This window comes from Pseudomonas sp. R1-43-08 (assembly GCF_003852255.1).
Lineage (GTDB): Bacteria > Pseudomonadota > Gammaproteobacteria > Pseudomonadales > Pseudomonadaceae > Aquipseudomonas.
In genome coordinates this window covers 2,114,339-2,135,383 of record NZ_CP027734.1, presented here as the reverse complement: position 1 = coordinate 2,135,383, position 21,045 = coordinate 2,114,339, and the positions used below count along the sequence as shown (strand labels likewise).

The following is a 21,045-nucleotide window of genomic DNA, read 5'->3' as shown; positions in this document are numbered from 1 at the left end:
TCGAAGCGTTCTGTTACAGGTCGCTTTTCAGCTATATTCCGCTATTCGTTTATCCCTCATCCCGTTTCGAATTCTTGCCCTGCGCAGTTAACCAAGGTTGGTGTTTATGAAGTCTGCCCCCCCGCGCTCGCCCAATGTTCCGCAACGCAAGGATCTGATCCCCAGCACCCTGAATTTTCCAGTGGTGGGGATTGGCGCGTCGGCGGGCGGGTTGCAGGCGGTGAAGACATTTTTCGAACACATGCCCCAGGACTGCGGCATGGCCTTTGTGGTGATCCTGCACCTGTCCCCCGACCATCAAAGCGTGGCGGACAGGATCATCCAGGAGTCGACCCGGCTGCCGGTGCTGCAGGTCACCGAGACGACGCCCATCGAGAAAAACCGGGTGTACGTGATTTCGCCGGCGCAGCACTTGGCAATGAATGATGGCTACCTGGCCGTCTCACCGTCGGCGCGCGAAGGCGGCTCGCATATTGCCATCGACCTGTTCTTTCGCGACCTGGCAGATGCCCACAAAGAGCACGCGTTTTGCCTGGTATTGTCCGGCACCGGTTCGGACGGCGCGGTGGGGCTTTCGCGTATCAAGGAACAGGGCGGCGTCACCCTGGTGCAAACCCCGGAAGACGCGGAATTCGACGGCATGCCACTGGCGGCCATCGAAACCCAGATGGTCGACCTGGTGTTGCCCGTGGTGGAGATGCCGCAAAAACTGCTGGAGCTATGGCGCAACGCCCGGTCCATCATCCTGCCTACCGCCAATGACCCCGAGATCAAGACTACGCCGCCGGCGACGGAACGTGACGCGGCGGTCGCCGAACAGTTGTTGCTGGATATCCTGATACAACTGCGGCTCAACACCGGCCACGACTTCAAGCACTACAAGCGCGCCACGGTACTGCGCCGCATCGAACGTCGCCTGCAGGTCACCGCCCAACCGGACTTGGCCAGCTATTACGAATATCTCCAGGCGCACCCGGAAGAAACCAAGGCATTGCTCGGCGACATGCTGATCGGCGTGACCAACTTTTTCCGTGACCGCGAGGCCTTCGAAGCGCTCGAGCGCGATGTGGTGCCCAACCTAGTGAAGTCACTGGAAGACAGCGTGCCCAAACGCGAAGAGGTGCGCATCTGGTCGGCCGGCTGCTCCACCGGCGAAGAGGCCTATAGCCTGGGCATGCTGGTCGCCGAGCAACTCGCGGTAGATGGCAGCGATGCGAAAATGCAGGTGTTCGCCACCGATATCGATGAGCGCGCGATCAACCATGGGCGTAACGGCGTTTACCCGGAAGCGATCATTACCGACGTGCCGCCCTCACGCCTGCGCCAGCACTTTGCCAAAGAAAAAAACCAGCATTATCGGGTGCGCAAGGAGATCCGTGAAAAAGTCCTGTTCGCCAAGCACAGCCTGCTGAGCGACCCGCCCTTCTCACAGATCGACCTGATCGTCTGTCGCAACCTGTTGATCTACCTGGACCGCGAGGTGCAGCGCGACATTCTGCAGATGTTCCACTTTGCGCTGCGCCCCGGCGGCTACCTGTTCCTGGGCTCCTCGGAGTCGGCCGACGGCTGCCTGGACCTGTTCGTGCCGGTGGACAAGCGCAACCGCATTTTCCGCGTGCGGGCCGGTTCAGCGGCCATGCGCCGCGCGCCCAGCATGCCGCGCGGTGGTTACCTGCGCCCCAGCGCCACGACCATCGCCGCCCAGGTCAAGGTACCGAACAAGGTCTCGTTCGCCGACATTCACCTGCGCGCGCTGGAGAAGGCCGCGCCTCCCAGTGTCATCGTGGATATACACGCCGACATCCTGCACATGAGTGAAGGCGCGGCGCGCTTCCTGCGCCATGTGGCCGGGGAGATGACGCGCAACCTGCTGGCCCTGGTGCACCCGGACCTGCGCCTGGATATTCGTACGACGCTGTTCCAGGCCCAGCAGTCGGGCCTTGCGGTGACGTCGCGCAAAGTGCGCATCGAGCGCGACCATGTGCCCTACGTGGTCGATGTCACCGCCCTGCCCTACCAGGACGATCTCACCGAGAGCGATTATGTCCTGGTGATTTTCCAGGAAACTGAAGTCGACCCCCGGCACGCCGAAGAAACCGCCATCAGCCAAGCCGAAAACCAGATGATGAGCAACCTGGAGCGCGAACTGCAGCGGACCAAGTTGCACCTGCAGGACACCATCGAGCAGGCCGAGGTCTCCAGCGAAGAACTCAAGGCGTCCAACGAAGAAATGCAGGCGGTCAACGAAGAGTTGCGCTCGGCCACCGAAGAGTTGGAAACCAGCAAGGAAGAGTTGCAGTCGATCAACGAAGAACTGTTGACGGTCAATTTCGAACTCAAGACCAAGGTTGAAGAGACCGACAAGGTCAATGACTACCTGACCAACCTGATCGCCTCCACCGATATCGCCACGGTCTTCGTCGACCGCAACATGCGCATCCGCTGGTTCACGCCACGGGCCACGGATATTTTCAGCATGCTGCCGGTGGACACCGGGCGCTCGTTGATGGACATCACCCACCGGCTCAACTACCCGGAAATGACCGAAGACGCCACCACAGTGTTCGAATCGTTGAGCATGATCGAACGCGAAATCAGCAGCAAGGACGACCGTTGGTACATCGCACGCCTGCTGCCGTACCGCTCCAGCGAAGACCATATCGATGGCACGGTGCTGACCTTTATCGATATCACCAAGCGGCGCCAGGCCGAAGAAGAACTGCGCTTGGGTGAAGAGCGCATGCGCCTGGTCGCGGACAGCACCCATGATTTTGCCATCATCATTCTGGATGACCATGGCGCCATCACCGACTGGAATACCGGCGCCGAGTTGATCTTCGGCTATACCAAGGACGAGGTGCTTGGCGCCTATTACGACTTGATCTTCTCCCCTGAAGACCGCACCGCCGGCATCCCCGAAAACGAGCTGCGCGCCGCCCGCGAACACGGGCGCGGCGAAGACGAGCGCTGGCACGTACGCAAGGACGGCAGCCGGTTTTATTGCAGTGGCGAAGTCACCCTGCTGACCAGCAACAACCTGCAGGGCTACGTCAAGATCGCCCGTGACCTCACCGGCCATAAGCGCACCCAGGATGAGCAGAGTCAACGCTTGATGGAGACCCAGACCAACAGCCACCTCAAGGATGAGTTCTTCGCGGTGATGTCCCACGAACTCAAGCACCCGTTGAACCTGATTCAACTGAATGCCGAATTGCTGCGACGCCTGCCGGCGACCAAGGCCACCGGCCAGGCGATCAAGGCCGTGAACACCATCTGCGAAGCGGTATCGAGCCAGGCGCGCATCATCGACGACCTGCTGGACGTGGCCAGGGTGCGCACCGGCAAGCTCAAGCTGAAGAAGCAACCGATCGACCTGATCCGCACGCTTGAGGATATCTACGCGGTGGTGCTCGCCGATGGCCATCGGTGCCAGGTGACCCTGCAAAAACCGACGACTCCGGCAGCCTTGTTCGTCGATGCCGACCCTACGCGCCTCGAACAGGTGATCTGGAACCTGGTCAACAACGCACTGAAATTCACCCCCAGCGACGGCCGCGTGCAGTTGCTGGTCAGCCGTACCGAGGGGTACGCGCGGTTGGACGTGATCGACAGCGGCGCCGGGCTCGCCGAAGACAGCCTGGAGAAGATCTTCGACCTGTTCGGCCAGGCGGAAAACCAACACCAGACCCATCAGCGCGAAGGCCTGGGTATCGGCCTGTCCCTGGTCCGGCAACTGGTGGAAGCCCACGGTGGCACGGTCAGTGTTCAGTCCCCGGGGCTGGGCTTTGGCTGCACTTTCTCGATAGCGCTGCCGCTCTCCAGGCAACAGGACCGCCTGCCCCGCGCCAACGCTGCGGACGCTTCGGATGAGCGCTTGACCGGGGTCAAAGTGTTGCTGGTGGACGACTCGGCCGATGTGCTGGAAGTGTTGAATATGCTGCTGGAGATGGAAGGCGCCGAGGTGAGTGCGTTCGATGACCCGCTCGCTGCACTGCAAGCGGCCGGCGACACGCCTTTCGACCTGATTGTCTCGGACATTGGCATGCCGAACATGAACGGCCACGAGCTGATGCAGCACTTGCGCCAGATCAGCCACCTCCAGCAGGTGCCCGCCATCGCGTTGACAGGTTACGGTGCCAGCAATGACCAGAAGAAGGCCACCGACTCGGGCTTCAGCACCCACGTGAGCAAACCCGTGACCCATGATGCGTTGATCAGCTTGATCCAGAGCCTGTGCCGCGCACGGCGCTAGGCGCGGTTATTGGTAAGGGATCACCGAGATCTTGCCGTTGCGCTCGAGGATCGCGAAGCGGATGTGCTTGATCTCGAGAATACCCTGGGCTGATCGGGCCGCTTCGAGGATATCGTCTTCATCCAGGCGGGCGCGCTTGAGGCGTTCGTGCAGGACTCGGCCCTCTTCGACCACCACTGTCGGCCCGCCATCGAGCACCCGTGAAAACCACAGCGAACGCTGCTTGAGCAATGACAGGCCGATGTCGATAGCGATCAGCGTGACGATGACCAGCACCGCATTGGTCAGCGAGAAATCATCCCCCAGCAGGGCCTGCTGGGTCGCCTCACCAATCACCATCAGCAGCACCAGGTCAAAGGTGTTGAGTTCGGCCAGGGAGCGCCGGCCGGCGACCTTGAACAGGATCATCAATACCAGGTAAATCGCGGCTGCCCGCAAGACGGAGTCCATGCTTGCCCCCTAGGGATAAATGAACTGGGATACGTCCACGGTTGCGCCGTTGGCCAGCGAAACCCGAGTGTCGAAATTGCCGACGCCATCACTGCGCAAGCTCAGATACAGCGTGGCCCGCCCCTGATCGTCGCTCAGCGTCCACAGCTTTACGCCCTCTCCCGCCGCACTGGCCTTGAGGGGCTGGGGTTGGAGCATCTCCACGTTGAAGCCCTGCAACAGCTCGCCGTTGATTTCGACTTCCAACGGCTTGCGTGCGGCGCCCTGCAGATGAATCACCAACGCATCGGAGGAACCATTGCGCAGGAAGCGCTGGTATTCGACGCGTAACTGGCCGTCGGCGCTGCGCACCTCGGTGGTGCTCAACGGCCCCTTGGAAAACAGCCCCGCCAGCGTCAGTACAATAAGCACGACCAGCCCGTACCAGCCCAGACGCTCGAAGCGCCAGACTTTGCGTTGCAAAGGCATGTCTTCGCGTACCGGATAGTTGCGGCTGTGCAGGTCATCAGGCTCTAACTCGCGCATAGCCAGCCCTCTCTCAGCCCTTGCTGTGCTCCGGCGAGGACGGACCCTTGGTCACGCCGCGCGGACCGTATACCGCCCATATCACCGCGCCCAGCAACGGCAGCAAGACGACCACGGCGGTCCACCCTGCCTTGCTCCCCGAAGAGTTTTCGCTACGCCACACGCTGTTGAGGACCCACAGGTCGAGCAACAACAGGATGATCATCAAGCCAATCCAGAAATACGTCAGTTCCATGGTGCACCTCCCGGTTATGCAGCATTAGGTTGGCGGGGCGGCGGCAGGGTTCAGAATTTTTGCGCTGACAGGCGCCGAATCTAAATAAACGATAGTTCCGACGGAACTGAATCGTTGAATTGATCAATATTTCAGAAGCAACCAAATTGATACCGTCTCCTTGCAGGCGGGTCACAGCCTTATCTGAACCTGTTGAAAAAAGGAGGTGGCGTAATGAACAACTCGCAGCGGGCCTGGGAACTGGCCATGGTTTTGGTCGCCAATGGCAAGATCCCGTTCGACCCTGCCAACCCGAGCGGCTCGGTGAAGATCCTGTCACGGCATCTGGAAGCGCTGGAAAACGCAATGCACGAGGAGGCAATAGCGAATACACCGGTGGAGCGCTTGCGCAAACTCGGCGGTCGTCGGCCCGCCCTAGTCGGTGCCGATTGAGGTTGTTCCTGTGGGAGGGGGCTTGCTCCCGATGGCGGAGTGTCATTCAGCTCAAGGTCATCTGATACACCGCTATCGCGAGCAAGCCCCTCCCACAGTTGGAACGCGATCAGGCAGTTAATTCGCGTCGGGCTCCTCAGCGCAGCGCAAATCCATTACGCCCTGCAGACTTCGCGTTATAAAGCGCTTGGTCCGCCGCTTCGATCAAGCCGAGCGCAGGCTCCAGCTCAGCACCTGCACCCGCCGCCACCCCGATACTCACACTCACACGCCCGAATGGGCTGCCCGGATGAGCGATATCGGCGTGCAGCAGTCGATCCAGGATCAATTGCGCCACCACTGCCGCGCCTTCGCTGTCGGTCGCAGGCATGATAATCGCTATTTCTTCTCCGCCGTAACGCGCCACCAGGTCCGAAGGGCGCCGCACGCACGTCTCCAACAGTGTGCTGATCCTCTGCAGGCAGGCATCGCCCGCTACGTGACCGAGGGCATCGTTGTACCGCTTGAAATAGTCGACGTCGATCATCAGCAAGGCCAGCGTCGTGCCGTCGCGTTGCGCCCGGCGCGCTTCCAGGGCCAGGGTCTCATCGAAACAGCGTCGGTTGGCCAGGCCGGTCAGCGCGTCCTTCATCGCCAGTAACTCAAGCTGCTGATTTGAGTCGAGCAGCTGTTGCTGGGCGATACGCAGCGCCTCTTCAGCCTCGGTTCGCCGGCGGATATCAAGGATCAGAAACCAACCGATCAAACCGGTCAGCCCCAGCAGCCCCGCCACCACCACCGCCGACAACGCGGCTTCCATGCGCCACGCCGCGAGCGCTTCGTGCTTGCCCAGGGCGACGGTGGTGATCAGCGGCAGGCTTTCGCTTTTGCGAAAGGCATACAGCCGCTCTACCCCATCCAGGCTGGAGGTGTACGCAGCGGTGCCAACGGAGCGGTCGACCAGATACTGGGAATAGATCGGCGAGGTGGAAAAGTTGCGGCCCATGTCCTGCTCGCGGAAGGGATAGCGCACCAGCAAGGTGCCGTCGGTGTACGACAAACCGATCGCACCGTCCTGGCCGACGTCGAGCTTGCCGAACACGCGCAGAAAGTTCTCCACGCCCAGGGTCACGGCCACCACTCCGGCAAAGTTGCCGGCCGCATCATCGAAGCGGCGGCTGATGGTAACCACCCACTCCTGGTTGGTATGGCTCTGAATCGGCGGGCCGATGAAAGGCTCACGGCTCGGATCGTCGCGGTGATGGATGAAATAGGCGCGCGCGCTGCTGTTGGCGCCCGCCGGAATCGCGCGGTTGGACGACATCAACCAGCCACCCTGCCGGTCATAGATGGTGATGCCGCTGAGTTGCGGCATCACCGGCTGCTGACGACGTATCAACGCGCTGATGCGCTGGATCTGCGCCGGGCCACTGCCTTCGGTTTCCAGGCGCTCGACCAGGCCCAGCAATAGCAATGCGCTTTGGCGCACGATACCTTCGGTGTAGGTCGTGAGCGCCTGGGTGAGGTTCAAGCCATGCACGTTCACTTCCGCCAGCGCGCGCTCGCGGGAAGACAGGACCTTCCAGATCGTCAACGAAGTCAGGGAACAGCCGATCACCAACAGCAAAAGCATCACTAGGCGGATATCACGCTTCACGTCAGCACCTTAAGGAAATCCGGTTCCATTCCAGCCATCATTCGAACGTCGGTACTCACAGCTGCCACCGGTTCCGGGGGCAAGCATACAAGCAGTCTGGCGGGGCTGCAGCAACAGCGTGTGAAAAGGCCAGCATTGGCCGCAGACGGCGCCAAGCAAGGAGTAACGCCGACAAAGATCATCAGCCCCGCTTATTCCGCCTTCAGAAACACACTTGAAACTAAGCCGAATGCTCAGCAACGCCATTATTTCAATATCAACCTCCCTCTGAAAAGTTATACGAAGCGGCTTGCCAAGCGACGATTTGTATAAGTTTCTGGCTACTCACTACCGTTCATCGGCGTTTCTAAAAAAATTCAAAACCACTGCCCGCCTGCTCTTATCGGAGTAGATGTCCGTTGCATAAATGGGCAACTAGCGAAACGACAATTTAACTTGGAGTATTGTTATGACCACGAGTAATAAAAATCCTGGCAACTTCGCTAACGACCGCGAAAAAGCTTCGGAAGCCGGAAAAAAAGGCGGCCAGTCGTCAGGGGGCAACTTTGCCAACGACCGCGAGAAAGCCTCGGAAGCCGGTCGTAAAGGCGGCCAGAATAGCCATGGTGGTGGACGAAAGTCATAACGAAGGGCATCAATCATGCGAGCGTCAATTGATTATCAGCGTGGCGAGCTCCATCGCCAGCCGGTGATGGAAGTGCGAACTGAGACAAAGACCGTTGCGCGTTCAAGCACAACTCCCTGTTACGAACGCCGGCAAGTTTCCGAACTAGCCGAAGCAACTATCGGCGCGACGCAAACACCACCGTTGTGCGAGAGAAACTTATAGCCAGCGCACTCGCAGACTGAGTGCAAGTTCCCTGCAAGATCGAAATGAACGTTGTATAACCGACATAACGACGAGGTAACTGAACATGAGTACTCAAGACAAAAAAGGCCAAATGAGTGTCAACGAAGCCGGTAAAAAAGGTGGCGAAGCCACGTCTGCTTCTCATGATAAAGAGTTCTATCAAGAGATCGGCAGCAAGGGCGGCCAAAACAGTGGCGGGAATTTCAAGAACGATCCTGAACGCGCCGCTGAAGCCGGTAGCAAAGGCGGTCAGAACAGCGGCGGCAACTTCAAAAATGATCCCGAGCGCGCCGCTGAAGCCGGTAGCAAAGGCGGCCAGAACAGTGGCGGGAATTTCGCCAACGACCGGGAGAAAGCCTCGGAAGCCGGACGTAAAGGCGGCGAAAACAGCCATGGTGGCGGCCGCAATAGTTAATGTGCTTGACGCAGGGGAGCAGTGCTCCCCTGCTTTCATTGATGAGGGACACCATGCCTTTACACATTATTAATTTTACCGGCCCTGTCACCGCCTCGACCTGCAGCCAACTGATCGAAAAAGCCTCGTTGGCCGTGCAGCAAGATGCTTCGGGCCTGGTATTGAACATCGCGACCATGGGCGGCGAATGCAGCTATGGTTTTACGATGTACAACTTCCTGATGTCGCTGCCGATCCCGGTGCATACCCATAACCTGGGCACGGTGGAATCGATGGGCAATATCATTTTTCTCGCCGGTGAACGCCGCACCGCCTGCACCCACAGCAAATTCCTGTTCCACCCGTTTCATTGGCACGTGCAAGGCGCGGTCGACCATTCGCGCATGTCCGAATACGCGATGAGCCTCGATTACGACTTGCAACTGTATGCACGCATCGTGGCCGAACGCACCGCCGCTGCCAGCGAACCGTTGGAAACGGAAAAGTACCTGATCGCCGCACCGCGCATTCTCGACCCTCATCAGGCGCTGGCCGCCGGCTTGATCCACGGCATCGAACTACCGGTCATCAAGGCGGAGTTCGTGAGCAGCTTCATCCACTCCTAGCCTTTCGCCTGGACACGATGCGTTGTCGGCTCAGGATACTGGCATTAAAATATCAACTAATCGCTTGTTTGAAATTTTCCCGTTTAGTGGTTGAAAACATCCGCCCGATGATGAATGGTGGCACTCCATCCAGGGAGGAATCGATGTGCCCCATCTACAAGCGAACCGCCGTTGTGTTCAATGCAAGACAACCTATGAACCGACCACGGACGAACCTGAGTACCTGGTGGCGACAGCCTCTGAAATGCTCTGCCCGACGTGCAGGCAACTGTACTCGGCCGAACTTATGAAAGATGCACTTCAACGCAGTGTGCAAAAGTTATATGCCCTGCAAACTCGCCGAGGAAAACAGTAAGTTCTGAACAAAGGGCGACTGAGGCGCCATTAAACTCGCCTTTATTCAGGCGGCGGTGGGACGTAGGGCTGTGCAATAAACGGAACACTGCCGGACGGACGCCACCTTACATGTTCAATGCCGTAACGCTCGGCAAGTGGCTTGCTCATTCGTTTGATCTTTTCATTGCGCGACCTTGGAATAATGCCGATCCCCGCATCGCAACATGCCCAATGCCATGCCTCCGTATTGTTCATGACCTCCGCTCTTATAATGAAAGACTTCGGCTCATGGTGGTAGTCGTACTCGATGATATATAAAGAATTTTTCATAGCCGCTCCTTCTGATCTTTTTGTTGTTTGATCAGAAGGAAGGTTCAGAATTTTTCTTGGCTAACTGACCAGCCTGCACAGTTTTCTTGTTTGTATAAGCCAACGACCATTCGTCGGCAGTTACGAAAAAAAATAAAACCGCGTCGGCTTTTTTGGATTCTCAATAGTGAGTCTGTTCACTCCAGGCTCTTGGTAAAAACTCCTGTCTTGCCCGTACTTAGTGCGGGCTTTTTTTCAGGGCAGTTTATATGACTAAGCAGTGTAGTCGGACGGGCCAAGGCTATCGGCCAGTTGCGTGCGAGCATCCTTATATACGCAAGGGCTACTATCTGGGCCTCGAGCCGGATGTATATGTGTGTATGCGCTGTGGCGAACAGCGTGAGCCTGAGCGCTGGGACGACTTCGCGCGTCGCCGCATGCCGCCTCGCGGACTTCTGAACCCTCCCTAGGCGCTGACACCTTTCATCCCCCTACGCAAAATGTTGTGGAACCTCAAACGGCGGCGGATTTTCTACCGCACACACACCCGTTGGAGGACTGCAACATGACTGAGCATCCACTGATAGCGCACCATACCTCTGAAGACACCCATCGACGCGGCACGCTGACCAAGGCCGAACGCAGACTTTCGCTGACGGCCGGCGCTGCCCTGCTGCTGAACGGCTGGCGCACCGGCGGATTGGGCGGCGCATTGCAGACCGCGGCAGGCGCCTACGCCTTGGTTCGCGGTACCGCCGGCCATTGCACGCTGAAGCAGGCACTGACGCCAACCCCCTTCGAACAGCAGTTCAGTCGCGAGCATCACTGGCCGATCAGCGAGGCGATCACGCGCAGTATCACAATAGGTCGCCCGCTCGAAGAGGTGTCTGCTTTCCTCGCCCGGCCCGAGCAGATTGGCCCGCTGCTGCGCTGGGTCGACAGCATCGAGCAACTGGCGCCGGATACCACACGCTGGACGTTCCGCGCTCCCGTCGGCAAACGCGTGCAGTGCACGTTGATCCAGACCCAAACCCAGGAGCCGGCCGTGTTGCATTGGAAAACCCCAGGCGATGCGCGCTGGGCGCACGACATTACCGTCTCACTGACCCCCGCTCCCGCCGGCCGTGGCACGCAAGTCAAAGCGGTGGTGGTCTGCAAGCCGGCCATGGGCAAATTGGGCTATGGCCTCGCTCGTGCAATCAGCCTGTTCAGTGACAAAGCCTTGCTCAATGCATTGCAGGCGGTGAAACAGCAACTGGAAACCGGCGAGGTCAGCAACAACCGCCTCAGACCGGAACAGGACGACGACTTTTTTTACGTACACGCCGCCGACGACCAGGTGACCACCGATCACCCGGCAGTCAAAACCGGCGTCGCCATTGAAGGGGGAAATCACTGATGCGCGCACTCACTTGGCAAGCACCGAATACACTGCAAGTCGACAACGTTCCCGACCCGACGATCCTCAACCCGCGTGACGCGATCATTCGCGTCACGCTGTCTTCCGTGTGCGGTTCCGACCTGCATTTGCTTGGCGGCTACGTACCGGCGATGAAGCCTGGAGATATCATCGGCCACGAATTCATGGGGGAAGTCGTCGAGGTGGGCAAAGGCATCACGGACCTGCGCCAGGGTGACAAAGTGGTCACTATTTCGATCATCGGCTGCGGCAATTGCGAACCCTGCCAACGCAGCGATTTCTCCTGTTGCGATAACTCCAACCCCAACCCTTCGGCGACGGACCTCCTGTACGGCCAGCCGTGCTGTGGCATCCTCGGCTACAGCCATGCCTTCGGTGGCTACCCCGGCAGCCACGCCACCTACGTGCGGGTGCCGTTCGCCGACGTCAACCTGTTCAAGGTGCCCGACGGGGTCAGCGACGAGCAGGCGCTGTTCGTGTCGGATGCAGCGCCGACCGGTTACTTCGCGGCGGACAATGCCGGCATTCAGCCCGGCGATACCGTGGCGGTGTGGGGCTGCGGCGGCGTGGGTCAGATGGCTATTTGCAGCGCCTATCTGTTGGGCGCAGAACGGGTGATCGCGATCGACCGATATCCGGACCGGCTGCGCCTGGCACAAGAGCGCGGCAAGGCGATCCCGCTCAACTACGAGCACACCAATGTGCATGACGCCTTACTGGAACTGACCGGTGGCCGTGGGCCGGACCGCTGCATCGACTGCGTGGGCATGGAGGCGCACGGTACCGAGATCGACTATGCCTATGACAAGGCCAAGCAATTGCTCAGGCTGCACACCGAACGCGGCAGTGTGCTCAGGCAGGCCATACGCGCGTGTCGCAAAGGCGGTACGGTGTCGGTAGTCGGGGTGTATGGGGGGCTGCTCGATAAGTTTCCCATGGGGGCGATCGTCAACAAGGCCCTGACGTTGAGAGCCGGGCAGCAGCCGGGGCAGCGTTATGCGACGACCTTGTTTGAGCATATTCAGAAAGGTGAGTTGGATCCTGCTTATCTGTTGACTCATCCGATGAGTCTGGAAGACGGCGCGCAGGGGTACGCGATGTTCAAGGAGAAGTCGGATGCGTGTATGCGGGTAGTGTTCAGGCCCTGATGGGAGGTGGGGTTGACTGAGTCCATATCCGTTACCGCAGCAACGGATATGGACCCGTTCTGATCCAGCATCATTGGAACGCGGCGCGTCAGTTAGAGAGGCTTTGGCTCCTGAACAGCAGGCGCCACCAACCGATTGCACCCATACAACACCACCCCCAGCACCATCAACGCCCCACCCCGCAGCCAAGTATCCAGACTCTGCTGACTAAGCAGGATCAGACACGACACAATCGCCAACACCGGCACCCAACTCGGCACACGAAAATGCCGCTCTTCGACCCGGTCACGGCGCAGCACCAAGACCGCCAGGTTGGTACTGAGAAACACAAACAGCAGCAACAACACCACCGTCTCAGCCAACGCCGCCAGCGTGCCGGTCAAGGTCAACGCAATCGCCACGGCAGTGCTGGCGATGATCGCCACCCAAGGCGTACGGCGCTTGGGCAGCACCCGCGACAACGGCTCCGGCAGCAGGCCCATGCGCGCCATGCCGTAGGTCAGGCGACTGGCCATGACCATCGTCAGCAAAGCGCCATTAGCCACCGCCACCAAGGCAATGAAGGCAAACAGCTGGGGTGGAATGTTCAAGCCCGAGGCCCGCACAACTTCGAGTAACGGCGCCGAAGTGGCCGTCAACTTATCCATCGGCAACACCACCGATGCAGCAACACCGACCGCCATATACACGATGCCAGCGGTGATCAACGCAGCGAACAACGCACGCGGGTAAATCTTGCGCACCCCCCGGATTTCTTCCGCCAGGTTAGCCGACGTCTCAAAGCCGACAAACGAATAGAACGCCAACAACGCAGCGCCCAGCACCGCCAGCATGGGATTGACGCCAGGCTTGAATTCAAACGCCCGCCCAAGGTTGGCTTCACCGGCCTGGAAGCACCACGCCGCAGCGACAACCACCAACAACAGCCCGGACAGTTCCACGCACGTCATGACCATATTGGCCCCCAGCGACTCCTTGATCCCGCGGGCATTCAACAGCCCAATTACCACCAGGAAGACCAGCGCCGCCACATGGGGAGAGACGTCGATAAACGCCGCCAGGTAGTCCCCGGCAAACGCCAGTGACAAGCCTGCCGCACTGGTTACGGCCGCTGCGAGCATGCAAAAGCCCACCAGGAACGAGACCAGCGGTGACTTGAACGCCTTCTCGGCGAACACCGAAGCGGCGCCGGCGTGCGGGTACTTGGTCACCAACTCGGCGTAGGAGCCGGCCGTGAGCATGGCGAAGAATAGCGCCACCAGTAACGGCACCCAGATCGCCCCGCCCACCTGGCCGGCGATGGTGCCGGCCAGCGCATACACGCCTGCGCCGAGCACGTCGCCCAGGATGAACAGGAACAGCATCGGGCCGGTGACGGCGCGGCGCAAGGACGGCTTGGAAGGTTCGGCGTGGCTGAGCGTGGATTCGGTCATGGGGCGGCTCTGGCGGCAGTTTACGATCAGCGATCAGCCGGCGTGGGCCGGCTGATGCAGGGCTATCTACAATGGAAAATGCCCGCGTCACCAAAGTTCCTTTATTCGTGAGAATCCAGCGCAGGCGCCTCGTCAGTCGTCGTCGTGCCCGTGTGCGTCAGCGCAGGGCAATCGACCGGATTCGCCCCCGGCAATCCTTTCGGCCTGGTCGATACCGCGCTTGAGCGCGTCCTGCACTGTCCACTCCGCGCCCGGTAACTGCTTGGTGCGCTCAGCGACACATTGGCCCGTAGCGGTGTAAACGCACAGCAGCACTTCGATATCGCCGTCCTCCCGCTCGCGGGCCCTGACTTCGATATGGCAGCCGTTTTCCACTTCCTGGGTAAAGCACTCTTCGTCCAGTGCTTTTGCGGCCCAGGCGTTATAGGTATTGCCGCGAATGAACATAGCTGTTCTCCAAGACCGTTAGGGGTTGGTCTTTCAACTAAGACCTGAACTCTTTAGCAGGGATTCCGTGTTTTTTCCAAGGCGAACTTTATAGAAGCCTCATTAGCGTTTCGCTTGTTAAACCGTTCGTCAGGCGAAGTAACATTTTGTTAAACCAACCCCTGAGGGGCCCATTCAAATTGTTCGACAGCGCAATCACGGATGTTTTCACGACAGGAGCAAGGCATGAAACGAACGATGAGTTATTGCCTGGCCTATCTCGCCAGCACTTTCTTATTAACCGGCTGCAACCTCGTGGTGTTCAATCCCAAGGGGCAGGTTGCAACCGATGAACGTGACCTGATTATCCTCGCCACAGGCCTGATGTTATTGGTGGTGGTGCCGGTGATCGTGCTGATGTTTGTATTCGCCTACCGCTACCGTGCCACCAATAAAAAGGCGCGTTACTCGCCACGCTGGGCCAGCTCCCACAAGATCGAAGCGGTGGTGTGGGGCGTGCCGCTGCTGATCATCATCGCCTTGGGCTGGGTGACCTGGAAAACCACCCACGCCCTCGACCCCTATCGCCCGCTCGACTCGGACACGCCGCCGATTAATGTGCAGGTGGTGGCCACCGACTGGAAGTGGCTGTTCATCTACCCCGACCTGGGTATCGCCAGCGTCAACGAACTGGCCCTGCCGGTGCACACGCCGGTGAGCTTCACCATCACCTCCGACGCGGCCATGACCTCCTTCTTCATCCCGGCGTTGGGCGGGCAGATCTACGCCATGGCCGGCATGCAGACCAAGCTGCACCTGATCGCCAACGAGACCGGCGAATTCAAGGGCATCGCCGCCAACTACAACGGCCCCGGTTTTTCCGACATGCATTTCTCTACCCTGTCGCTGAGCCCCGCCGACTTCCAAAGCTGGGTGAGCAAGGTCAAGGGCGCGGCAACGCCGCTGGACCAGACGAGCTATGCGCAATTGGCCAAGCCCACCATCAAGCACCCGGTGACCTACTACTCGGCGGTTCAGGAGCGGCTGTTCCTGGACATCGTCGATAAATACGAAGGCATGAACAAGGCCAATAAACCCAAGCGCGCACCCGTGAGCGGCGTTGAAACGCGCGCCGATCAACACCCGAGTCTGCTGGCTGAGGAGCGGTAACAATGTTCGGAAAACTGTCGTGGGACGCGATTCCAACCACTGAACCCATCGTGATGTACACCTTGGCCATTATCGGCCTGATCGGTGTAGCGATGGTGGGGACCATTACCTGGAAGCGCAAATGGGGCTATTTGTGGCGCGAGTGGTTCACCTCGGTGGACCATAAAAAGATCGGCTGCATGTACATCATCGTTGCACTGGTGATGCTGCTGCGCGGTTTTTCTGACGCGATCATGATGCGCACCCAGCAAGCCATGGCCGCCAGTGGCGGGCCGGGTTATCTGCCGCCGGAACACTACGACCAGATCTTCACCGCCCACGGCGTGATCATGATTTTTTTCGTGGCCATGCCCTTCGTGGTCGGCTTGATGAACGTTGTGGTGCCGTTGCAGATCGGCGCACGCGATGTGGCCTACCCGTTTCTCAACGCGCTGAGCTTCTGGCTGTTCGTGGCCGGTGCCGCGTTGGTCAACGTCTCACTGGGGATCGGTGAGTTTGCGCGAACCGGTTGGGTCGCCTACCCGCCGTTATCCGGGTTGGCGTACAGCCCCGGTGTGGGGGTGGATTACTACATCTGGTCCTTGCAGATATCCGGCATTGGCACGCTACTGACGGGGGTGAATTTCTTCGTCACGATTTTGAAGATGCGGACCCAAGGCATGACCCTGTTCAAGATGCCGGTGTTCACCTGGAATGCGCTGTGCACTTCGGTGTTGATCCTGGCGTCGTTTCCGATCCTGACCGCCACCCTGCTCATGCTGAGCCTGGATCGTTACCTGGGCATGCATTTCTTTACCAACGAAGCCGGCGGCAACCCGATGATGTACGTCAACCTGATCTGGGCCTGGGGGCATCCGGAGGTGTACATCCTGATCCTGCCGGCGTTCGGGGTGTTTTCGGAGGTTGCCGCCACGTTCAGCAGTAAACGGCTGTTCGGCTATGTGTCGCTGGTATGGGCAACGATCGCGATTACCGTGTTGTCGTTCATCGTGTGGCTGCACCATTTCTTCACCATGGGCGCGGGGGCCAACGTCAACGCGTTCTTCGGCATCATGACGATGATCATCGCCGTGCCGACCGGGGTGAAGATCTTCACCTGGCTGTTCACCATGTACCGTGGCCGAGTGCGCTTTGAAACCCCGATGCTGTGGACCATGGGCTTTATCGTGACCTTCAGCATCGGCGGGATGACCGGGGTACTGCTGGCAGTTCCCGGCGCCGACTTCCTGTTGCACAACAGCCTGTTCCTGATCGCGCACTTTCACAACGTGATCATCGGCGGCGCGGTGTTCGGCTATATGGCCGGCCTGACCTACTGGTTCCCCAAGGCATTTGGCTTCCGCTTGAACGACAAGCTGGGGCGCATCGCGTTCTGGTGCTGGTTGATCGGCTTCTACTTCGCCTTTATGCCGTCGTACGTGCTGGGCTTCATGGGCATGACCCGGCGCCTCAACCACTTCGACAACCCGGAATGGCGGCCCTGGTTGCTGCTGGAGTTGGTCGGGGTGGCGATCATCCTCTGCGGCGTGGCCGCTCAGGCACTGCAACTGTTCGTCAGCATCCGCAACCGCCACAGCCCCCAGTATCGCGACCTCACCGGCGATCCGTGGGACGGGCGCACGCTGGAGTGGGCCACCTCCTCTCCGCCGCCGGTGTACAACTTCGCCGAGCAACCCAAGGTCGACGACCTGGACGCCTATTGGGGCATGAAGGAGCGCGGCGTGAGCACCCTGAGCCACACCGACTATCGCAGCATCCATATGCCACGCAACACCGCGTCGGGCCTGGTTATCAGTGTGTTCGCGCTGATCTGCAGCTTCGCCCTGGTGTGGCATATCTGGTGGTTGGCGGCGTTCGGTCTGGTGGCGTCGGTGGTTGCGTTCGTGGTGCGCAGTTACGACGAAGACACTGACTACTTCGTGCCCGCAGAAGAAGTGGCGCGCATCGAAACGGCCCGTCTCAAAGACCTGGCAGAGGCTTGACTCTTATGTCCAATATCGTGATCGAAAAAGACATCGCCCACACCCACGAACAAGGGCATGAAGACGCCGGTTCCCTGAGCCTGTTCGGGTTCTGGATCTACTTGATGACCGACTGCATCCTGTTCGCGACCTTGTTCGCCGGCTATGCGGTGTTGCGCGACAGCGTGGCGGGCGGCCCTTCAAGTGCGGACATTTTCGAGCTGCCCTATGTGCTGGGTGAAACCATGCTGCTGTTGCTCAGCAGCATCACTTACGGCTACGCGATGCTGGCGATGAACCGTGGCCAGCAGTCCCAGGTTCTGCGCTGGCTGGGGCTCACCTTCGTGCTGGGGGCCGGGTTTATCGCCATGGAAATCAACGAATTCCATCATTTGATTGAAGAGGGCCATGGGCCGGACCGCAGTGGCTTCCTGACTGCCTTCTTCACCCTCGTCGGCACCCACGGCGCGCACGTCCTGACGGGGTTGGTGTGGATGGCGGTGCTGATGGTGCAGGTGCACCAGCGTGGCCTGACCAGCACCAACGCCACCCGGCTCAGTTGCCTGAGCCTGTTCTGGCATTTCCTGGACGTGGTGTGGATCTGCGTCTTTACCGTGGTCTATCTGTTGGGGGTGGTGTGACATGTACAAGCAAAGTTCGGTTCACAGCAGCGCAGGTAGCAGCCATGGCAGCAGCCGCTCCTACCTGGTCGGCTTCCTGGTGTCGGTGCTGCTCACCCTGATCCCGTTCGCCATGGTGATGTTCCCGTCACTGCCACGCACCACCACCGCCTGGCTGGTGGTGGCGCTGGGCGCGATACAAATCGTGGTCCACTTGAAGTTCTTCCTGCATCTGGATACCGCCGAGGAGCAACGCTGGAACCTGATTGCGCTGATTTTCTCGGCGGTCATCATCCTTCTGCTGGTAGGACTTTCGCTATGGATCATGAACAGTATTCATCACAACATGCTGGCGCACTGAAACACTGGCTGGGGCTGTTCAATGTAGGGGTTCAACTGACCAAGCCGGGGATTATTTTCGGCAATCTCGCGTCGGTGCTGGGGGGCTACTTCCTCGCGGGCAGTGGCCATCTGGCGAATCCCGCCCACTTGCTGGCCACCCTGCTTGGCACCGCACTGGTGATCGGCTGCGGCTGTGTCATCAACAATTGTGCCGACCGGGATATCGACCGACGCATGGTGCGTACCTGCCACCGCCCGCTGGCACTGCGCGCCATCAGCGTGCCCGCCGCCGTCAGCTACGCCATCGCCCTGGGTGTCATCGGCTTCGGTTTGCTGTGGGCTGGCGGCAACATGCTGGCCTGCACCCTGGCACTGGTTGGGCTGGTCGTTTATGCAGGCGTTTATACCTACTGGCTGAAGCGGCGCTCCCACTGGGCAACCCTGATTGGCAGCCTTTCAGGGGCAATGCCGCCGGTGATCGGGTATTGCGCGGTAAGCGGCCGGTTCGACGCGACGGCGATGCTGCTGGTGCTGGTGTTCTGCTGTTGGCAGTTGCCTCACTCCCATGCCATCACCGTAATGCGTCGCGAGGACTTTCGCGCCGCGCGCTTGCCCCTGCTGAGCCTGCCCGAGGCCCACCGACAGATACACGCGTACATGCTGGCGTTCCTTGCCAGCAACATGGCGCTGGGCGTGGTTGCGCAGATGAACGCCGTGTATTTCGCGCTGATGCTCGGGTTCTGCGGTTACTGGATGGCGCTCGCTGCCAGCGCCACGCGCCTGACGGACCCGCCCGGCTGGGCGCGCAGGGTATTTGGATGCTCGATTCTGCTGGTGCTGGTACTCAACCTGTCGCTGGCAGTACTCCGCTAACCGTGTCGGCTGTCCCCGTAGATCCGGCATCCAGCACCGCGCGGATTTTTCGGGGCAGGTCCGTGGGTTGATAGGGCTTTTGAATCAGCTCGAATTCATGCACCTGTATTTCCGCGCGCTCCAATGCGTCTTTTGCATAGCCGGTCGTGAGCAGGATCCTGACGTGCGGATACAAGCGCGATACTTCACGCGCGAGTACCGCCCCATTCATCGCGCCCGGCATGATCAAGTCACTGAACACCAGGTCATACGGGACGCTCTGGAGCATGCTCAATGCTTCGGCGGCGGTGTGCGCGATACCGGTCCGGTAACCGTAGTCAGACAGGATCACTTGGGCCAACTCCGCCACCTCGGGCCGGTCCTCCACGATCAGGATGTTCTCGTGGCCCTGCAGTGAGGCGGTGGCGGATGTTTGCTCGACCCAGGGCTGGCTGTCATCGGCCGGAAAGTACAGGCGTATGGTGGTACCGATACCCGGATAGGAATGGATCCGCGCCGTGCCGCCCGATTGCTTGACGAAGCCATACACCATCGACAGTCCCAGGCCCGAGCCCTTGCCTTCTTCCTTGGTGGTGAAGAACGGCTGCATGACTTTATCTTTAATATCCTCGGCGATGCCGTTGCCGTTATCAGACACCGAGATGATGACGTAACGGCCCTCAGCCAGGCCATCGCGTTCAGCACCGACCTCGCCCGGCACTTGGACGTTGCGGGTTTTAACCGTCACTGTCGGCTCGCTGCACCCTTCCAATGCATCCTGGGCATTCGACAGAAGGTGCCGCACCGCCAGCTCTGCCTGGGCAGGGTCAATGCAGCAGTTCCACAGATCGTCGGCGAGTTCCACCTGCAGCTCTACGTCATGCAGCACACCCTTGAAATCGGGGCGACTCAACAAGGTGTTCAGATTGATCACCCGGCTGTCGAGCCGCTGCTTGCGCGAGAACGCCAGCAAATGCTGAGTCAGGGTTTGCGCTTTTTCAGCGGCCGCCCGGGCACGGCTGGCACTGTTGACGATGCGCTGCGGGTCGCTGCCGGGGCGCTTGGCGCTCTGCTGGATCAGCTCCAGGTACCCGACCATCACCTGCAGCAAATTATTGAAGTCATGGGCGATGCCACCCGTCAGTTGCCCCAGCGCTTCGAGGTCCTGGACGCGGCGCACGCGCAGTTCCGCATCGTGACGCCGACTCACGTCCAGTTGGGAGGCAAAAAAGTACACCAGTTGGCCGCGCTCGTTGAACAACGGCGAGATGAATATCTCATTCCAGAAGGTCGAGCCGTCCTTGCGGTAATTAAGCAGCTCAACACAGGCTTCATGATGTTGCTCAAGCGCACGCTGCACCTGCCGCAGGGCACTCTTGTCGGTTTCCGGTCCTTGCAGCAACCTGCAATTGCGCCCGATCACCTCGTCATGCTCGAACCCGGTCAGAGACAGGAACGCCGGGTTGGCGAAGATGATCGGGTTGTCGGGCTGCCCAGGGTCAGTCACGATCATCGCGCTGTGGCTGGCTTGCATGGCGGCGAAGAACAGATCTTTACGGTCGGAAGAAAGCACCGCCAATGCGTCACCGCCGACTGAGGGCTTTTTCTTTGTGGTCACGGTTCACCTC

The 21,045-nt window shown here is 59.7% G+C and carries 20 protein-coding genes; 12 read left to right on the top strand and 8 right to left on the bottom strand.

Annotated elements, in window-relative coordinates:
- Positions 1 to 106: 106 nt before the first annotated feature.
- Positions 107 to 4,252 carry a CheR family methyltransferase gene (locus tag C4J87_RS09870; RefSeq protein WP_124366609.1) on the top strand — a complete coding sequence of 1,382 codons (4,146 nt, stop codon included), beginning with the start codon at positions 107 to 109 and terminating at the stop codon, positions 4,250 to 4,252.
- 6 nt (positions 4,253 to 4,258) lie between these two features.
- Here the strand turns inward: C4J87_RS09870 and C4J87_RS09865 are convergent, their stop codons facing one another.
- The 3 genes from C4J87_RS09865 to C4J87_RS09855 are packed head-to-tail and all read right to left on the bottom strand — an operon-like array spanning position 4,259 to position 5,462.
- Complete coding sequence (locus C4J87_RS09865; RefSeq protein WP_124362351.1) at positions 4,259 to 4,702, bottom strand: DUF421 domain-containing protein; 444 nt, start codon at positions 4,700 to 4,702, stop codon at positions 4,259 to 4,261.
- 9 nt (positions 4,703 to 4,711) lie between these two features.
- Complete coding sequence (locus C4J87_RS09860; RefSeq protein ID WP_124366608.1) at positions 4,712 to 5,227, bottom strand: hypothetical protein; 516 nt, start codon at positions 5,225 to 5,227, stop codon at positions 4,712 to 4,714.
- A 13-nt stretch (positions 5,228 to 5,240) separates the two neighbouring features.
- Entirely contained in the window at positions 5,241 to 5,462 is a 222-nt protein-coding gene (locus C4J87_RS09855) for a PLDc N-terminal domain-containing protein (protein WP_124362349.1), read from the bottom strand.
- Between the two features lie 213 nt (positions 5,463 to 5,675).
- On the opposite strand from C4J87_RS09855, the gene C4J87_RS09850 reads away from it, so the two are divergent.
- Positions 5,676 to 5,894, top strand: a complete 219-nt coding sequence (locus tag C4J87_RS09850; protein ID WP_124366607.1) for a hypothetical protein — start codon at positions 5,676 to 5,678, stop codon at positions 5,892 to 5,894.
- Positions 5,895 to 6,030: 136 nt separating this feature from the next.
- On the opposite strand, the gene C4J87_RS09845 is transcribed toward C4J87_RS09850, so the two are convergent.
- Entirely contained in the window at positions 6,031 to 7,530 is a 1,500-nt protein-coding gene (locus tag C4J87_RS09845; RefSeq protein ID WP_124366606.1) for a sensor domain-containing diguanylate cyclase, read from the bottom strand.
- 448 nt (positions 7,531 to 7,978) lie between these two features.
- Here C4J87_RS09845 and C4J87_RS09840 point away from each other — a divergent pair, with 448 nt between their 5' ends.
- From C4J87_RS09840 to C4J87_RS09830, 3 genes are all read left to right on the top strand, one after another.
- On the top strand, positions 7,979 to 8,155 hold the full coding sequence (locus C4J87_RS09840) for a general stress protein (protein ID WP_076954923.1): 177 nt from the start codon (positions 7,979 to 7,981) through the stop codon (positions 8,153 to 8,155).
- Between the two features lie 289 nt (positions 8,156 to 8,444).
- Positions 8,445 to 8,795, top strand: coding sequence for a general stress protein (locus tag C4J87_RS09835; RefSeq protein ID WP_124362346.1), 351 nt, complete (start codon positions 8,445 to 8,447; stop codon positions 8,793 to 8,795).
- A 53-nt stretch (positions 8,796 to 8,848) separates the two neighbouring features.
- Complete coding sequence (locus C4J87_RS09830) at positions 8,849 to 9,400, top strand: ATP-dependent Clp protease proteolytic subunit (RefSeq protein WP_124366605.1); 552 nt, start codon at positions 8,849 to 8,851, stop codon at positions 9,398 to 9,400.
- Between the two features lie 396 nt (positions 9,401 to 9,796).
- On the opposite strand, the gene C4J87_RS09820 is transcribed toward C4J87_RS09830, so the two are convergent.
- The gene (locus tag C4J87_RS09820) at positions 9,797 to 10,066 is read right to left on the bottom strand and encodes a DUF6555 family protein (RefSeq protein ID WP_124362343.1); all 270 of its coding nucleotides are present in this window, start codon (positions 10,064 to 10,066) and stop codon (positions 9,797 to 9,799) included.
- A 544-nt stretch (positions 10,067 to 10,610) separates the two neighbouring features.
- Between C4J87_RS09820 and C4J87_RS09815 the strand changes: the two genes are divergently transcribed.
- Both C4J87_RS09815 and C4J87_RS09810 read left to right on the top strand, forming a co-directional pair.
- On the top strand, positions 10,611 to 11,444 hold the full coding sequence (locus tag C4J87_RS09815; RefSeq protein WP_124366603.1) for an SRPBCC family protein: 834 nt from the start codon (positions 10,611 to 10,613) through the stop codon (positions 11,442 to 11,444).
- On the top strand, positions 11,444 to 12,613 hold the full coding sequence (locus C4J87_RS09810; protein WP_124366602.1) for a zinc-dependent alcohol dehydrogenase: 1,170 nt from the start codon (positions 11,444 to 11,446) through the stop codon (positions 12,611 to 12,613). The genes C4J87_RS09815 and C4J87_RS09810 overlap by 1 nt, the downstream gene beginning before the upstream one ends.
- Before the next feature lie 92 nt (positions 12,614 to 12,705).
- Here C4J87_RS09810 and C4J87_RS09805 read toward each other — a convergent pair whose 3' ends face one another.
- Together C4J87_RS09805 and C4J87_RS09800 are read right to left on the bottom strand one after the other, a co-directional pair.
- Complete coding sequence (locus tag C4J87_RS09805; RefSeq protein ID WP_256680026.1) at positions 12,706 to 14,046, bottom strand: APC family permease; 1,341 nt, start codon at positions 14,044 to 14,046, stop codon at positions 12,706 to 12,708.
- 132 nt (positions 14,047 to 14,178) lie between these two features.
- Positions 14,179 to 14,493: a hypothetical protein gene (locus C4J87_RS09800; protein ID WP_124366601.1), complete on the bottom strand. Its 315-nt coding sequence runs from the start codon at positions 14,491 to 14,493 to the stop codon at positions 14,179 to 14,181.
- 225 nt (positions 14,494 to 14,718) lie between these two features.
- Between C4J87_RS09800 and cyoA the strand changes: the two genes are divergently transcribed.
- The 5 genes from cyoA to cyoE are packed head-to-tail and all read left to right on the top strand — an operon-like array spanning position 14,719 to position 19,438.
- Positions 14,719 to 15,642, top strand: coding sequence for a ubiquinol oxidase subunit II (gene cyoA / locus C4J87_RS09795; RefSeq protein WP_124362339.1), 924 nt, complete (start codon positions 14,719 to 14,721; stop codon positions 15,640 to 15,642).
- Positions 15,643 to 15,644: 2 nt separating this feature from the next.
- Positions 15,645 to 17,624, top strand: a complete 1,980-nt coding sequence (cyoB, locus tag C4J87_RS09790; protein WP_124362338.1) for a cytochrome o ubiquinol oxidase subunit I — start codon at positions 15,645 to 15,647, stop codon at positions 17,622 to 17,624.
- Between the two features lie 5 nt (positions 17,625 to 17,629).
- Complete coding sequence (locus C4J87_RS09785) at positions 17,630 to 18,244, top strand: cytochrome o ubiquinol oxidase subunit III (RefSeq protein WP_124366600.1); 615 nt, start codon at positions 17,630 to 17,632, stop codon at positions 18,242 to 18,244.
- A 1-nt stretch (position 18,245) separates the two neighbouring features.
- Complete coding sequence (gene cyoD / locus C4J87_RS09780; RefSeq protein WP_124366599.1) at positions 18,246 to 18,584, top strand: cytochrome o ubiquinol oxidase subunit IV; 339 nt, start codon at positions 18,246 to 18,248, stop codon at positions 18,582 to 18,584.
- Positions 18,542 to 19,438 carry a heme o synthase gene (gene cyoE, locus C4J87_RS09775; RefSeq protein WP_124366598.1) on the top strand — a complete coding sequence of 299 codons (897 nt, stop codon included), beginning with the start codon at positions 18,542 to 18,544 and terminating at the stop codon, positions 19,436 to 19,438. The genes cyoD and cyoE overlap by 43 nt, the downstream gene beginning before the upstream one ends.
- On the opposite strand, the gene C4J87_RS09770 is transcribed toward cyoE, so the two are convergent.
- Positions 19,410 to 21,035, bottom strand: a complete 1,626-nt coding sequence (locus C4J87_RS09770) for a histidine kinase famiy protein (RefSeq protein ID WP_124366597.1) — start codon at positions 21,033 to 21,035, stop codon at positions 19,410 to 19,412. The two genes, cyoE and C4J87_RS09770, sit on opposite strands and share 29 nt — an antisense overlap.
- Positions 21,036 to 21,045 lie beyond the last annotated feature (10 nt).

Bases quoted from the DNA above. Each gene is read 5' to 3' on its own strand.
- C4J87_RS09870 (WP_124366609.1), top strand. From the start codon at position 107: ATGAAGTCTGCCCCCCCGCGCTCGCCCAATGTTCCGCAACGCAAGGAT.
- C4J87_RS09840 (WP_076954923.1), top strand. From the start codon at position 7,979: ATGACCACGAGTAATAAAAATCCTGGCAACTTCGCTAACGACCGCGAA.
- C4J87_RS09800 (WP_124366601.1), bottom strand. From the start codon at position 14,493: ATGTTCATTCGCGGCAATACCTATAACGCCTGGGCCGCAAAAGCACTG.
- C4J87_RS09860 (WP_124366608.1), bottom strand. From the start codon at position 5,227: ATGCGCGAGTTAGAGCCTGATGACCTGCACAGCCGCAACTATCCGGTA.
- cyoA (WP_124362339.1), top strand. From the start codon at position 14,719: ATGAAACGAACGATGAGTTATTGCCTGGCCTATCTCGCCAGCACTTTC.
- C4J87_RS09815 (WP_124366603.1), top strand. From the start codon at position 10,611: ATGACTGAGCATCCACTGATAGCGCACCATACCTCTGAAGACACCCAT.
- C4J87_RS09850 (WP_124366607.1), top strand. From the start codon at position 5,676: ATGAACAACTCGCAGCGGGCCTGGGAACTGGCCATGGTTTTGGTCGCC.
- C4J87_RS09810 (WP_124366602.1), top strand. From the start codon at position 11,444: ATGCGCGCACTCACTTGGCAAGCACCGAATACACTGCAAGTCGACAAC.
- C4J87_RS09855 (WP_124362349.1), bottom strand. From the start codon at position 5,462: ATGGAACTGACGTATTTCTGGATTGGCTTGATGATCATCCTGTTGTTG.
- cyoB (WP_124362338.1), top strand. From the start codon at position 15,645: ATGTTCGGAAAACTGTCGTGGGACGCGATTCCAACCACTGAACCCATC.
- C4J87_RS09865 (WP_124362351.1), bottom strand. From the start codon at position 4,702: ATGGACTCCGTCTTGCGGGCAGCCGCGATTTACCTGGTATTGATGATC.
- C4J87_RS09835 (WP_124362346.1), top strand. From the start codon at position 8,445: ATGAGTACTCAAGACAAAAAAGGCCAAATGAGTGTCAACGAAGCCGGT.
- C4J87_RS09805 (WP_256680026.1), bottom strand. From the start codon at position 14,046: ATGACCGAATCCACGCTCAGCCACGCCGAACCTTCCAAGCCGTCCTTG.
- cyoE (WP_124366598.1), top strand. From the start codon at position 18,542: ATGGATCATGAACAGTATTCATCACAACATGCTGGCGCACTGAAACAC.
- cyoD (WP_124366599.1), top strand. From the start codon at position 18,246: ATGTACAAGCAAAGTTCGGTTCACAGCAGCGCAGGTAGCAGCCATGGC.
- C4J87_RS09820 (WP_124362343.1), bottom strand. From the start codon at position 10,066: ATGAAAAATTCTTTATATATCATCGAGTACGACTACCACCATGAGCCG.
- C4J87_RS09830 (WP_124366605.1), top strand. From the start codon at position 8,849: ATGCCTTTACACATTATTAATTTTACCGGCCCTGTCACCGCCTCGACC.
- C4J87_RS09785 (WP_124366600.1), top strand. From the start codon at position 17,630: ATGTCCAATATCGTGATCGAAAAAGACATCGCCCACACCCACGAACAA.